We start from the raw sequence: 14,373 nt of genomic DNA on the forward strand, positions 1-14,373 counted from the left end.
TAGCGGGAGGAAAACGACGTGGTAAAACTGTTGATTATAGCCGATGATTTTACTGGTGCTTTGGATACAGGAATCCAGTTTAAAAAACGTGGCATCAGCACACAGGTTTTCACAAAAACAAAGTTGGAGAATAGTGAAATCAGACCAGACACAGAGGTTCTTGTGATCGACAGTGAATCAAGGCCAATGCAGAAAGAAGACGCGTATCTGAAAGTAAAAAAGATTACAGAGTGGGCGATTGCCCGCGAAGTACAGATTATTTTCAAAAAAACAGATTCTGCGCTCAGGGGAAACATAGGGGCCGAGGTAAAAGCTGTCGCCGATGCAGCGGGAAACGGCAAAGTGTTCTTCCTTCCCGGTTATCCGGAAATTCACAGAGTTACAAAGAACGGGACTCATTATATAGACGGTGAATTGCTGGAAAACAGTGTATTTGGAAAGGATCCATTTGAACCGGTAAATATGTCGTACATACCGGATATCATCAAAAAAGAGAGCGATGTTGCCGTAGAGGTATTAAAGAGAAGCGAGAAGATTCCTGAACTGGCAAAAGACCAACCGGAGATTATCGTATGTGATACGGTCAGTACAGAAGACATTGATAACCGACTGGACGAGCTGATTGAGAAGAACGCTCTCGGGCTGTTGGCGGGGTGCGCAGGACTGGCAGATCGTCTGGTAGAAAAAATATCTTTCAACCGGCAAGGAGAGATGGCATTTCACAAGACTGACGGGATGTATGTAGCATGCGGAAGTCTGAACAAGATTACAGAACAGCAGGTTTCGTATGCGGAAAAGAACGGCGGATTTACAAGAATCCATCTGACAATGCATCAGAAACTGATGCCGGAATATTATGGGACGGCGCAGGGAAGATCATTTACACGCGAAATAGCGGGACTCTGCCAGCGCAGGAAGAAAGTGATTGTTGATACATTTGATTCGGATGACAGCAAAGAACAATTTCTGAAAGACCACAAGATAGAACAGGAATCTGTCAGATTCAGAATCTCAGATTCGCATGGCTGCATTGTCAACGAACTGGTAAACCAGGGGCTGGATCTTACGATCCTGATGACGGGCGGGGATACGCTGATGGGATATATGAAGCAAATCGGATGTACGCAGATCGAACCAATATGCGAAATTGAACAAGGCGTTGTTGTATCAAAAATTAAATGCGGAGGCCATTCCATACAGGTAATATCAAAATCAGGTGGATTCGGAACAGTCGATATCCTGTGCCGAATCGCAGAGAAAGTGCTTCATAAAAATTCAAAATTGAAAGGAGAACGCATCATGAAAAAAGTTGAACTGAAGGGAATTATCACACCAATTTTAACACCGATGAAAGCGGATGAAAGTATGAATACAGAGGAACTCCGCGCACAGATTGAACGTCTGATTGACGGCGGTGTGCATGGTATTTTCCCGTTTGGAACCAACGGGGAAGGTTATATCTTAAGCGAGAATGAGAAGGTTGAAGTGCTTGAAGCAACGATCGATCAGGTAAAAGGACGTGTACCTGTATATGCAGGCTCCGGATGCATTTCCACAGCAGATACCATCCGTATGAGCAGGAAAGCGGAGGAGCTTGGGGCAGACGTGCTTTCCATTATTACGCCAAGTTTTGCGGTCGCATCTCAGAAAGAACTGTATGACCATTATGTAGAAGTTGCAAAACATGTGGACACGCCGATTGTACTTTATAACATTCCGGCACGCACAGGCAACAAACTTCTTCCGCAGACGGTCGCCAGGCTCGCCAGAGACGTAGATATTATTGTCGGGGCAAAGGATTCCAGCGGGGACTGGGAGAACCTGAAAGCATACATTCATCAGACTCAGGATCTTGACAAAGATTTCTTTGTATTATCAGGAAATGATTCCCTGATCCTTCCGGCATTAAAAGAAGGGGGAACTGGCGGGATCGCCGGATGCTCCAATGTATATCCTCATGTACTTTCTTCTATTTACAATCTTTTCAAAGAAGGGAAACTGGAAGATGCGCAGGCGGCGCAGGATTCTATCGCAAGTTTCCGCGCAGTGTTCAAATATGGGAATCCGAACACAGTAGTTAAGAAGGCCGTTGCGATGCTTGGATATCCGGTAGGAGAATGCAGAAGGCCATTCAACTATCTGTGCGATGAAGGCGTAGAAGCGCTTAAGAGGGTTTTAAAAGAGAACGCTGATAAGGGTATGAACTAAATAAAAGATTAGAAAGAAGCGAGGAATAGAAGATGAAATTTGTAATGACACAGGCCGTGTGCCCGGAAGGGCTTCAGATGCTGGACGGAATCGCGGATGTTTATGTTGCAGATAATCAGGATCCAAACAATTATCTGGATGAAATGAAGAATGCAGACGCTCTGATCGTAAGGATTGCAAAATGTGACGGACATGCCATCGAGAACAGCCCGAATCTGAAGGTTATCGGGCGTACAGGCGTAGGATATGATTCCGTAGATGTGAAGACAGCTACAGCGCATGGGATCCCTGTAGTTATCACACCGGGAGCCAATAACAGAAGCGTTGCAGAGCATGCGGTGGCGATGATGTTCGCACTTTCCAAAAATCTGGTGGAAGCTCAGACGGAAATGTGTAAAGGCAACTGGGAAATCCGTGGAGCTAAAAAAGCATTTGAGCTGGAAGGTAAGAACGTTGGGATTCTTGGACTTGGGGCAATCGGACGTGAAACTGCAAAGATCTGTAAAGGATGTGGAATGAAAATAGCAGCCTATGATCCGTTTTTGTCAAAAGAACAGGTAGAAGGTTACGGCGCAGAGTACTATGAGAACTATGAAGAGCTTTTGAAAATCAGTGACGTAGTATCCATTCATGTGCCTCTCACCGAGGAAACCAGAAATATGATTTCCAGAAAGCAGCTCTCAGAAATGAAGAAAACGGCACTGATCATTAACTGCAGCCGCGGCGGAATCATCAACGAAGCAGATCTGACAGAGGCATTGAAAGCAGGTGAAATTGCAGGGGCAGCAACGGACGTATTCTGCAATGAACCTCCAAAGACAGATGATCCGCTTTTGAATTGCCCAAATCTGATTGTAAGCCCTCATTCGGCGGCACAGACAAGAGAAGCGGTCATTAAAATGGCTCAAATGTGTGTGAAAGGCTGTCTGGCAGTAGCAGAGGGAAAGAAATGGCCATTCGTAGCAGACAGGTCGGTATATGATCATCCGAAGTGGAAAGACACGGAGTATGCAGAAGTATAAGAAGCCATAATAAAGGGCTGAACTCTTATATTTGAGTGTATAAAGTTAAGTTACAAGAAAAACTATGTGGGGAAACGGAGAAAAAACTATGAGTTCAAGTATTATAGCAATTATAATTGCAGCAATTACAATTGTACTGTTCATGTGGAATAAATTGCCAATGAGCGTTGTGGCTATGGGAAGTTCCGTAGCAATGGGAATTCTGATTCCGCAGATGGAACTTTCGGAAGTATATGCCGGATTCAGCGCTCCTGGCTGGGCAATGGTCGTCGGGATGTGTATCGTAAGCGCGGCGCTCTTTGAGACCGGCATGGCTCAGAAAATCGGCGACAGAATTGGAAATTCATTTTTAGCAAAGACGGAACGCAGATTTATCGTAACAGCAAGCGCTGTATGCTGTTTGATGTCAGCGTTTATGAGCAATAACGGAACAGTAGCTATCTGGATGCCTCTGATCGCTGTTGTAGCGGCTGGATCAAACGGACGGATCCGATCTAAGATGGTTATTTTCCCGGCGGGAACTGCAGCAATCATTGGGGGGGCATGTACGCTGGTCGGGTCTACATCACAGCTTGCGGCGAACGCGGTGCTTCAGGGATATGACGGATATAAAGATGGACTTGGAATGTTTGATATGACAAAAATCATGCTTCCGGCAGCTATCGTGCAGGTTGTCTTCTGGGGGACGATCGGATATACTTTGCTGAAGAAAGTTCTGAAACCGGAAAGTCCGGACTTCAATGTGGGAAACATGTATGCAGATGCCCCGGCAGTTGAAGAAAAAAGCACAAATGATCCGGCGGATGGCAAGAAAGGAGCTATTTCAGTATTTACAATGCTTCTGTGCATTTTCTTATTCGTGGCGAGTGGATTTGAACCATTTAAAAGCCATTTTACAATCGGCGTTATCGGTATGTTAGGTGCAGTTATCGTTCTTGGAACAAAATGTATTCCGGTCAAGAAAGCTTATGAAGAGCTTCCTTGGGATGTACTGATTACAATCGGCGGTATCGGCGGACTTGGAGCGGGACTTGATAAATCAGGCGGCGGAGCTTTGATCGCAAACGCAGTACTGAATCTTTTCGGAGGGAAAAACGCTTCCGTAGTAGTTCTTACAATTGTAATTGCAGTTTTAACAAGCGTACTGACGAATTTTATGTCGAACAATGCAACGGCGGCTATGATCAGCCCAATTGCTATCGCAATGGCGCTTGGTCTTGGAATCAGTCCGGTTCCGTGGGTTATCGTAATTGCGGCGTGTTCGAATCTGGCAATTGCAACATCTTACGGAACAGCTGTCAACATGCAGATTTTACCGGCCGGATATAAATTCTCCGACTTTGTCAAGATTGGCGGGCCATTGCTGATCATATTGATCGCAGTAGTTACTGTAAGTTCAGTAGCATTCCTCTTCTAAAGTTAAAAAATAAACCGCATAGTAGGAAGTATAGTGGAATTATAGCAGATGTTATAATGAAACTGTACTTCCTGTTGTGCATTGTTTTCGCGAACAGTACATCATACAAATATACTTGAAGATTATACGGCTGCAGACCACCCCACGGGTCTTCGGCTTGTGCCGGCCAGCAGCCGATGGAATTTATATCAGGAAGGAACAGTAAAATGTCAATAAAATCAGATTATAAGGATTATGAGGAGCATCGGAACAGAATTGCAGGTAAAAAGACAGGAAAATTTTTTATTAATCAGGAATTGCGCTATGTAAAACCATTTCAAATTTATGGAAATTTATACTATGTTGGTGATAGCTGGGTCTGCGGGCATATTGTGGACACGGGAGAAGGTCTTCTTATGTTTGATGCTGGGAATTGTGGAGCGCAGGCAGTGCTGATACAGTCAATTTGGGAAATGGGTTTTAATCCGGCAGACGTAAAATGGATTATTTTATCGCATGGCCATGTTGATCACTTTGGCGCTGTAAATTTTTTTAAAAACATGTTCGGAACCAAAATCTACATGGGTGAACCGGATGTAAAAATGTTTCGGGAACATCCGGTTACGCCGATGCCAAGTCTTGTGAATGGATATGCCGAGATCACGGAAGAATATTTGCAGAAGATGAAGGAGCAAGAGTATTTGAGAAATTCGATCAAGAGAGATGTCTCGGAATAGAGAAAATGAGCTGTAATAACAGGGCCTTGAGCATCGGATAAAGAAGATGTTTACGAGGTCTGCTGGTAGCAGCGTGAGAATGAGAACAATCGGTAAAAATATCTGCCAAAGAAAGCTGTTTGTATGTTATCATATAGGTGCAACTTCTTTTTTGGTGATATTGCTAATTGTTATTTGACATCTCAATTTTACCATAAATCATTGAGGAGTTGTTTTGTAGCAAAAAGAATGCCGTATTTATGCGGATTCCGGCGTTTCGCAAATGCCTATTTGTTATAATAGAAATAGAGGAGTACAATATGACAAAAGACAAATTAGCGTTGGAGATCATAGAGAGGCTGAAAAAGGAGTATCCTGATGTAGGGTGTACTTTGGATTATGACCAGGCATGGAAACTGCTGGTGAGCGTGCGTCTGGCGGCACAGTGTACAGATGCCAGAGTCAATGTGGTTGTTCAGGATTTATATGAAAAATATCCGGATGTGAATGCTCTGGCAGAAGCAGATCCGGCGGACATAGAGGCGATCGTCAGGCCGTGTGGGCTTGGACGAAGTAAGGCGAGAGATATCAGTGCCTGTATGAAAATATTGAGAGACGAATACGGCGGCGGAATTCCGGATAACTTTAAGGCTCTGATGAAACTTCCGGGGGTAGGACGTAAGAGCGCCAACCTTGTGATGGGCGATGTTTTCGGAGAACCTGCAATCGTCACGGATACTCACTGCATCCGGCTGGTGAACCGCATGGGACTGGTGGATCAGATCAAAGATCCAAAAAAAGTAGAGATGGCACTCTGGGAGATCATACCTCCCGAAGAAGGAAGCGACTTCTGCCACAGGCTGGTATTTCTCGGAAGGGATATCTGTACTGCAAGGACAAAGCCACACTGTGAGGTATGCTGTCTGAAGGATATATGCCCCAAAGAAGGGTTATAGTGTCGGGACAGAGGACTGGGAGGAGGAGCCGGCATGAAGAAACAAAAGTTATTCAAAACCAATGCTGCAGAAAGGTGCATCGGGAAGGTCTTGTCAAAAAATCAGGTTGCCATGTATGCCTTTTTCCTGTTGGATATTGATAACTTTAAGCAGGCCAACGGCCGGTTCGGCCATGTGTTTAGGGATATGGCTATTAAAGAGTTTATAACAGTTATACGAGGGCATATCCGTGAAAATGATATTCTGGGGCGGAACAGACTTTGTCTCGCTGTATAATCATGCGGATGCGGCTCTCTACAAGACAAAGCAGAGAGGAAAAAACGGATATACAATTTCTGGCCGATCATAAACTGTATGGAGAAGGGAGTAAATCGTACTGTGATTTACTCCCTTATTTTAATGCTTTCTTTTGCTCAGAAGAGAAAGAGGAAATCGTTTCCTGAAAAGGGGAAGGGACTTTAACCCCACGGGTTCTGGTTTCCATCTGGCATAGAGCGTGTAATGCTCCGTGCTTCCGTGGGGGATCATATTTATCTGTTTTCCGCCGAATGGATCGTCATACCATCCGAGGAAGGCAAGGCCCGGAAGTTCTTCCGGAGGATTCAGGATGAGATCAGGTGAATCTGTCGTATAAAAAACTGGGTTGGTGTTTGAGGATTCCAACAGGTTCTCATAGCGTATCCTGAAACGGACGGGAGCCAGCAGGACAAAAGTTCGGTCAGGATTTAGACGAAATTCCCAGCCGTTAAACCTGTGGGATGGCATCCGAAATTTTTCGGCGTCCGAAGGCTGAAGACCGAAATATTCGGATAAAGGGGCACAGATGACGATTGGATTTCCTTCCTTGTTTGGAGAAATATATTCGGAATTCTCAAGACGGATACATGCATTGGGATGGAGGGTGTTCTGCAGGTAGAGATGAGTATCAGCATCTTTGAGGAAAAAGCCGTCATATAAATTTGGTCCTTCCTCAAGAATAAGAGAACTGCCGCATTCAAGAGAGATACCGACTCCTGCTTTCTTGGCAAGGTTTTGTGAAAGCCGTGTGGTGCCTCTTAAACTTACAATATTGCCAAAGCCATGGGACAGGATACCGCCGCCGCACCCAAAACGAGCCGTATTGTCCTCGATGATACAGTCATATAGGTTTGCATCCGCAGCGCCTTCTTTGGAATCAAGAAAGATTCCTCCGCCTGATCCTGCCTGATTTTTGATAAACTCTGACGATGTCAGGGAGAGATTTTTTGCTTTAGATGAAGACTCAGACAGAAAGGCCAGCCCGCCGCCGGATTTTTTTGCGGTGTTTCTGGAAAATGAAGTCTGTGACACATTGACAATGCCGCTGCCGGATGAACTCATGGCAATACCGCCGCCGTCAGAAGAAGAAATATTTTCAAAAATCCTGCTGTCTGTAAGGTGAAAGGAAAATTCTCCGCTGCCTGCACTAAAAACAATGCCTCCGCCGCAGGAAGCCGCCCGGTTTCCCTTTATATCAGAATTCATCAGTGCCAGGCGGACAGATTTTTTTGAAGAACGATTAGTGAGTGAAATGCCTCCGCCCTGTCCATCGGCTTTGTTTTTGGAAATAGAACATTCATTTACTGTAACTGAGGCACCTGTTTGGGAAACCAGGCAGAGACCTCCCCCGTTTTCTTTTGCACTGTTTTCAGAGAGGACAGAGTCCTTTTCGATATCCAGCTGATCTTCCTCACTGCAGCCGAAGAAGTAAATACCTCCCCCGTAAGCAGAGGCATTTCCGGAGATCCTCACATTACCTGACACTGTGAGGGAAGAAGGTATTTCAGCATCTTCACGGAAGCCTGAGAAATTGATGCCGCCACCGCATCCCAGGGCAATGTTATCAGTTATGGCTGACGAGTCAGAAACGGTGAGGATGCTTCCCGCCCGCTTTTCAAAAGAGCGAAGATAGATCCCGGCGCCGTGGGCCGCAGTATTGTGGGTGATCAAAGCGCGTCCCAGGATTGAAAGTTTATCATCGGGATGTTTGACAGCGGCCATAACAGCTCCTCCGCAGAGTCTGGAGGAGCAACCCGAAATCTGCGAATCTTCGGTCATCAGGAAATTGTTTGGAAGGGAAGCGATGCCTGAAAAATAAACGCCTCCCCCTTCTGTATAGGAATGGTTGTTTCGGAGAACTGTACCGTGTTTCAGAATGAGCGTACCGCCCGAAATCAATATTAAGGAACGGTTCATAGGATCTCTGCCTGAATGGAGTTCCTTTTGACCGTCTAACACAATGTTTTGAAGGGTGAGGCTGCCTCCTTCTAAAACATGAAACATAGAAGAGGGAAAGGAAGCATCCTTATAAAGGGAGACCGGACATTCATCGGAACAGCCAGTGAGTGTCAGGGAACAGCGGACAGTGATCTGTTTGGAGACTGTGAAATCTGAGACTGCCTGAATGTGAGTTTCTTTGGAAGCCACAGCGTTCAGAAGCTCAGTTTGATTGGAGACTGGAGTCAAAATATCACCTGCTTTTTTCAGTTCAATCTTATATTTAGTATATGCAGAAATAACAGGCAAGGGGAATGGTCAAACTCGCCCAAATTTTCAGGTAAATATACTTTTAATATTCCAATTTCATCTAAGGCCCCTTCAGGAGCATATGAGATATCTGGTGTAAGGATTGCTGATCAGGCCGGTGATTTAAATCAAAAATGTGTCATAAACAATGGAAATAATAGAATAGACATAAAAGATGAGTTTGATGTTGACTTTCAATATTTCATTAACAATCCAAACATTGTATCTAAACTGAAATCCATGCAGACAGGAAAAGTTGCCATGATCAATTTCCCCAACAGCAGCTATACCGCAAAGAAGGCTTTCTTTGATGCAATCAAAGGAAAGGATAAAACTATTGTTTTTTCAAATGATGGTATCCTATCCAGCAGGCTGAATCTCTATTATCCATTGAAGAAACTGAAGGCAAAAAAAGATATTATGTAAAAGTCCGCGCATTGAAAAATATAAAGAAAAATGGTGTGCATAGGAAATGGCCATGCATGTACATGACCATTTCCGGCACTTTATTTTAGATATTTCATCTGTCTACTTGACAAGGGGCTGATCACAAACCTAATATTTTGGATGCCGCCTTAAATAAATTTACTTAAAACATTTTATCCTGTGGGAACAGAGATTTTACATGATCTATTTCTTCCTGAGTGGCAGGTGCTGCAGGAACATAATACTCACGTTCTCTGGCAAGCTTATAAATCTCTTCCTGAGACATTTCACACTGGTTCCTCATCTGTTTTAATGTCTGCTTTAATTCCTGGTTTTCCGACTGGGCGATCATTCCGCCGTACCTTGTCAGCTCTCCGTTTACGCCGGCAAGCGTATCGGCTACCATTGTCTTATCATCTAACATTTTGCTTCCTCCTTACTTAAGAAACTGCATTAATTTTTGTTTACTGTCCATTGCTGACTGAGCGGATTGCTGAAAGAATTTTTTCAGAGCGGGATCTGTCGCCTGGTCTGCATAAGCCTGCATTTTGCAGTGTGTGGTGTCAAAACCGCCGATTAAGTGACGAAGGTTCTGTAAATCTAACATAGATATATTTGCCATTGTAATGCCTCCTTTAAAATTTATTACCTCTTTAGTATCCCAAACAATTTTTATAGTATGCGAAATGAAAACAGCTGTATAAATTTGATTGATTTTGTAATAAAATTTAATTAAAAAATGAATGAATTTTTTATGGAGGTTTTATTTTGAGGCATATCTATCAATGGGAAAAGGCAGAAGCAGAAAAATTTTCAAAAATTTATAAACTGATGACAGAGGCTTTTCCGCCAAGTGAAATAAGGAATGAAGAAGGTCAGAGAAACCTTCTCGGCCGTTCGGCGTATCAGCTTTATACAGTGAAACAAGAAAGCGAAATCCATGGCCTTCTCGCCGTGTGGGAGTTTGACACATTCGTTTTTATAGAGCATTTTGCGGTTGATGCATCCTTAAGGGGAAATGGAATCGGGGGAATGCTCCTGAATGATTTTTTGAATAATACGGAAAAAACAGTGTTTTTGGAAGTAGAAGAGCCGGGAACAGACTTGGCAAGGAGAAGGATAGGATTTTACGAAAGAGCCGGGTTCTGCCTCAATGATTTTGATTATATACAGCCGGATCTCCAGCAGGGACAATCCTCTCTGCTGCTGAAAAATATGACATATCCAAAGAAGTCATCGAAAGAAGATTTTGAACGGATGAAACAGCAGATTTTTGAGACAGTGTATGAGATACAAGCTTAAAGATCCCCACAGGGCACACCCTCCGAGTATAAGATTGATTCTTTCTTGTGATACTTTATAGGAGTAGATTTTTAACCTACAGTATATAGGGGGGAATGAATTTATGGAATCAGGAAAACATCGTGTGTTTGGATATGTTAGAGTGTCTGCCAAAGACCAGAATATTGACCGGCAGATGGTGGTCATGGAAAAGCTGAAAATACTCAAAAAAAGTCTGCTTTAATCACCAGGCGTTCTTTACGGACAAAAGTACAGGGAGATACAGAGAATGGGAGGATATAGAAGATGGCAGATCAGGGACTGTTGGATTTTTTGGAAGAGAAAAGCAGATGTGCATATCTTTCGGAACTCAGAGACAGGCAGAAAGACAGAGAAATAAGCCGGATTTTGAATAAAATTGATGCGGAAAGCTTCAGTACAAAGGACTGGCAGGATGCATTGGAATATTTTACATATGTCAAAAAAGAGATTCAGGATAAAAAAAGTGCAAAAGCGTATTTGGAAGAATATTTTTCAGGAAAATACAGTAAATAACTTCACAAAATTATATTTCTGCATAATATAAAAGAAAAAGGAACTGTATAAGCATGAGCTTTTGTGAAAATATATGGGATTCGGATCAGGGAGAAACAATCAATATCCAGGGCGGGACCATTGAAAATATCATGCATTCGGGTGACGCAGATTACGTCAAAACAGTGTGCAGACTTCAGAAAGACAGCAGAATTCAGTCCGTCGTTGTAATGATTGTGGATGAGCATACATTGATCCACTGCAGCGACGGGAAAAGAATTACTTCCAGGGATCTGAAGGAAGGCATGACGGTCGATGCCTGGATCTCAAAGGCTATGACAAAAAGTATTCCGCCCCAGGCCAGGGCATACAGGATCATTGTGAAAAGCAATCCCTGCGGGACAGCGGTTACCGACGGGAGAGTGGCAGGGGTTGATCTGCACAACGGTTTCCTGTACACAGGAATACCCGGAAAACCGGAAAGCCAGATCCGTTTTGTAGTCACAGAGAATACTCCGATTCTGGACCGCCAGGGAAGCAGAATACGGCTTAGGGACTTAAAACAGGGCGACCGGGTACGGGTAGAACATGCTGATTTTATGACCGCAAGCATTCCGCCTCAGACGACCGCATTTACGATAAAAAAATATTAGCAAATATTAAGAAGCAGACAGCATTTTTCTGTCTGTTTCTTCTTTTTCCGGGCAAAAATCAAGAATCAGTGTTATAATAAAAAGGCTATAGAAAGGAGGCCCGGGGTATGAGAACAAGAAAAGAAGTGATTGAATTCTGCATGTCACTGAAGCAGGTTTATGAAGACTATCCGTTTCATGACAGCAACTGGACACTCATGAGACATGAGATGAATAAAAAGACATTTGCTTTTATTTTTGAACGAAACGGACATATCTGGGTTAATATAAAGTGTGATCCGGAGTGGATCTTGGTATGGAGAGAGACTTATGATTCTGTTGTGCCGGCCTTTCATATGAACAAAAAATATTGGAATTCCATCATTCTTGACGGTTCAGTGCCGGATGAGGATATCAAACGCATGATCGGGGAGAGCTACGATTTGATTCAAGCAGGCATAAGGAGGCAGAAATGAATACGAGAGAAGCAATCAACATAAGATGTTCCAGAAGGACGTACCTTCCGGAATATATAAGGGAAAAAGATGCAAAGCCGTTGTTTCAGATGATCCGGGAAATCAATAAGGAACAGGGGCTCCATCTGCAGCTCATCACAGATGAGGGCAACATTTCCAAGATTAAAATGAGCTACGGCATGTTTAAAAATGTGCATGGATTCATTGCAATGGCGGGCAGAAAAGACGATCCCGATTTAAAAGAAAAGCTGGGCTATTACGGTGAAAAGCTGGTCCTTTTGGCTGCTGCTACCGGACTCGGCACATGCTGGGTGGGCAGTACATATAAGAAGGACAGCTGTGTGTGCGATTTAGAACAGGGAGAGAGCCTTGAGGCGGTCATTACGGTTGGATATGTAGAGGCGGATAAGAGGACGAAAGAAAAGATGATCTCTTCTTTTGTAAAGAAAAAAGGGAAAAAAGCAGATCAGATGCTCAAGACAGAAGAAAAGATTCCGGACTGGATCATGCAGGGGATGGAAGCAGTTGAGAAGGCCCCGTCTGCCCTGAATGCACAGCCGGTGGAATTTCGGTGGAAGGATGGAAAGTTTACAGCCCATGTGAAGGTCAAAAATGGATTTGAAGAGATTGATATGGGGATCGCAAAGCTTCATTTTGAGCTGGGAACGGAAAAAACAGGATACTGGGAATTAGGAAACGGAGCAGAATTCCGTTATTGACAGAGAATAAAAACAGGATGGATGATCGATGAGCAAGACAAAATTTTCAACGCTGTGTTATATAGAAAAAGATGAGAAATATTTAATGCTTCACCGGACCGTGAAAAAACACGATGTTAATAAGGACAAGTGGATCGGCGTGGGAGGACATTTTGAATACGGAGAAAGCCCGGAGGACTGCCTGTTAAGAGAGGTAAAAGAAGAGACGGGGCTTCATCTTACGTCATGGAAGTTTAGAGGTATTCTTACGTTTCTCTGTGACGACTGGCCGATGGAATACATCAGCCTTTTTACGGCAGACGGATTTAAGGGGGAGTTGACCGCCTGCAATGAAGGGGTCTTAGAATGGGTGGATAAGAAGGATATTTTGGACCTGAACCTTTGGGAGGGGGACAAGATCTTTTTTAAGCTGCTGGCTGAGAATGGACCTTTCTTTTCGCTGAAGCTTGTCTATCAGGGGGACTGCCTTAGACAGGCTTGTCTAAACGGCGAAGATATGGAACTTTTTGATATATTGACTTCGGACGGGAAACCTACAGGGATCGTAAAGGAAAGATCAATTGTGCACACGGGCGGTGATCTCCATGGAACTTCCCATATCTGGCTGGTGCGCAGAAAACAAAACGGATTTGATGTCCTGCTGCAAAAGCGCAGCAAAGAAAAGGACGCATTTCCTGGGTATTATGATGTGTCATCAGCAGGCCACATGGCGGCAGGGGATGATTATCTGAACACTGCGGTGCGGGAACTTTCCGAAGAACTGGGAGTAACGACAGAGCCGGAAGAATTTAAGTTTATAGGAATGAGAGATTCCGTCGTAAAGGATATCTTTCACGGAAAGCCGTTTCATAACCATGAGCTGAGTGCAGTTTACGTATATGAGACAGATCTTGCGGAAGAACAGTTCCGGCTGCAGAAGGAAGAAGTGGATTCTGTTCTCTGGATGGACTTCGGAGAATTTGAAGAAAAAGCCCGGAACGGCGAGATCAGACACTGTATTTTCGCGGATGAGATCAAGATGCTCGGAGAGTTCATGGGGTGTAAATAATAAGAGGAGCGATACTGACAATGGATGAGAGTGTGTGAAACTTTTTCTGTAAAATAGAACTTAGAAGGTTCTTCTATGATAAAATAAAAATCATAGGAGGGCCTTTTATTATGGCAAGAGAAAAGAAACCAGTGCACAAAGTACAAATGACAGAAGGGAAACGCAACATCATCCATCAGCTCCTGGAGGAATACCATATCCAAACAGCACAAGATATTCAAGATGCCCTGAAAGATCTCCTTGGCGGAACCATCAAGGAAATGATGGAAGCGGAACTGGATGATCATCTGGGATATGCAAAATCAGAACGCTCCGACAATGAGAATTACCGGAATGGATACAAACCAAAACAGGTAAATAGCAGTTATGGTTCTATGCAGATCCCTGTGCCACAAGATCGGAAATCTACTTTCGA

At 43.8% G+C, this 14,373-nt stretch carries 17 protein-coding genes and 1 pseudogene; 15 read left to right on the forward strand and 3 right to left on the reverse strand.

Annotated elements, in window-relative coordinates; translation table 11 throughout:
- Positions 1-18: 18 nt before the first annotated feature.
- The 7 genes and pseudogenes from CI597_RS19560 to CI597_RS15135 all read left to right on the forward strand — a co-directional run.
- Positions 19-1,230 (forward strand): annotated as a pseudogene (locus CI597_RS19560) (four-carbon acid sugar kinase family protein); the annotation flags it as partial.
- A 69-nt stretch (positions 1,231-1,299) separates the two neighbouring features.
- On the forward strand, positions 1,300-2,208 hold the full coding sequence (gene dapA / locus CI597_RS19565) for a 4-hydroxy-tetrahydrodipicolinate synthase (RefSeq protein WP_024728922.1): 909 nt from the start codon (positions 1,300-1,302) through the stop codon (positions 2,206-2,208).
- Positions 2,209-2,240: 32 nt separating this feature from the next.
- The gene (locus CI597_RS15110) at positions 2,241-3,230 is read left to right on the forward strand and encodes a hydroxyacid dehydrogenase (RefSeq protein WP_024728902.1); all 990 of its coding nucleotides are present in this window, start codon (positions 2,241-2,243) and stop codon (positions 3,228-3,230) included.
- Between the two features lie 88 nt (positions 3,231-3,318).
- A complete protein-coding gene (locus CI597_RS15115) occupies positions 3,319-4,647 on the forward strand; it encodes an SLC13 family permease (RefSeq protein ID WP_024728901.1) in 1,329 nt (442 codons plus the stop codon).
- 206 nt (positions 4,648-4,853) lie between these two features.
- On the forward strand, positions 4,854-5,363 hold the full coding sequence (locus CI597_RS18975; RefSeq protein WP_024728900.1) for an MBL fold metallo-hydrolase: 510 nt from the start codon (positions 4,854-4,856) through the stop codon (positions 5,361-5,363).
- A gap of 299 nt (positions 5,364-5,662) precedes the next feature.
- Positions 5,663-6,298, forward strand: coding sequence for an endonuclease III domain-containing protein (locus CI597_RS15130; RefSeq protein ID WP_024728899.1), 636 nt, complete (start codon positions 5,663-5,665; stop codon positions 6,296-6,298).
- 33 nt (positions 6,299-6,331) lie between these two features.
- Positions 6,332-6,574: a GGDEF domain-containing protein gene (locus CI597_RS15135; protein WP_006567910.1), complete on the forward strand. Its 243-nt coding sequence runs from the start codon at positions 6,332-6,334 to the stop codon at positions 6,572-6,574.
- Between the two features lie 120 nt (positions 6,575-6,694).
- Here the strand turns inward: CI597_RS15135 and CI597_RS15140 are convergent, their stop codons facing one another.
- Complete coding sequence (locus CI597_RS15140; RefSeq protein WP_095143002.1) at positions 6,695-8,782, reverse strand: hypothetical protein; 2,088 nt, start codon at positions 8,780-8,782, stop codon at positions 6,695-6,697.
- Here CI597_RS15140 and CI597_RS15145 point away from each other — a divergent pair.
- A complete protein-coding gene (locus CI597_RS15145; protein ID WP_095143003.1) occupies positions 8,762-9,268 on the forward strand; it encodes a hypothetical protein in 507 nt (168 codons plus the stop codon). The genes CI597_RS15140 and CI597_RS15145 overlap by 21 nt on opposite strands.
- 163 nt (positions 9,269-9,431) lie before the next feature.
- Here CI597_RS15145 and CI597_RS15150 read toward each other — a convergent pair whose 3' ends face one another.
- Complete coding sequence (locus CI597_RS15150; protein WP_006567907.1) at positions 9,432-9,692, reverse strand: spore coat protein; 261 nt, start codon at positions 9,690-9,692, stop codon at positions 9,432-9,434.
- A gap of 12 nt (positions 9,693-9,704) precedes the next feature.
- Positions 9,705-9,890 carry a hypothetical protein gene (locus CI597_RS15155; RefSeq protein ID WP_006567906.1) on the reverse strand — a complete coding sequence of 62 codons (186 nt, stop codon included), beginning with the start codon at positions 9,888-9,890 and terminating at the stop codon, positions 9,705-9,707.
- A gap of 146 nt (positions 9,891-10,036) precedes the next feature.
- On the opposite strand from CI597_RS15155, the gene CI597_RS15160 reads away from it, so the two are divergent.
- The 7 genes from CI597_RS15160 to CI597_RS15190 form a co-directional block, all read left to right on the forward strand.
- Positions 10,037-10,570: a GNAT family N-acetyltransferase gene (locus CI597_RS15160; protein WP_024728896.1), complete on the forward strand. Its 534-nt coding sequence runs from the start codon at positions 10,037-10,039 to the stop codon at positions 10,568-10,570.
- Positions 10,571-10,855: 285 nt separating this feature from the next.
- A complete protein-coding gene (locus CI597_RS15165) occupies positions 10,856-11,104 on the forward strand; it encodes a hypothetical protein (protein ID WP_024728895.1) in 249 nt (82 codons plus the stop codon).
- Between the two features lie 53 nt (positions 11,105-11,157).
- Complete coding sequence (locus CI597_RS15170; RefSeq protein ID WP_006567902.1) at positions 11,158-11,736, forward strand: hypothetical protein; 579 nt, start codon at positions 11,158-11,160, stop codon at positions 11,734-11,736.
- A gap of 107 nt (positions 11,737-11,843) precedes the next feature.
- Entirely contained in the window at positions 11,844-12,191 is a 348-nt protein-coding gene (locus CI597_RS15175; protein WP_006567901.1) for an MmcQ/YjbR family DNA-binding protein, read from the forward strand.
- Entirely contained in the window at positions 12,188-12,910 is a 723-nt protein-coding gene (locus tag CI597_RS15180; protein ID WP_024728894.1) for a nitroreductase family protein, read from the forward strand. Before CI597_RS15175 ends, CI597_RS15180 begins: the two co-directional genes overlap by 4 nt.
- 28 nt (positions 12,911-12,938) lie before the next feature.
- Complete coding sequence (locus CI597_RS15185; RefSeq protein WP_024728893.1) at positions 12,939-13,958, forward strand: NUDIX domain-containing protein; 1,020 nt, start codon at positions 12,939-12,941, stop codon at positions 13,956-13,958.
- Positions 13,959-14,068: 110 nt separating this feature from the next.
- Positions 14,069-14,373: transposase (locus CI597_RS15190; protein ID WP_198959584.1), on the forward strand; the 305-nt coding region annotated here is incomplete at its 3' end.

Source organism: Anaerostipes hominis (ex Lee et al. 2021), from assembly GCF_002270485.1.
Taxonomy (GTDB): Bacteria; Bacillota; Clostridia; order Lachnospirales; family Lachnospiraceae; genus Anaerostipes; species Anaerostipes hominis.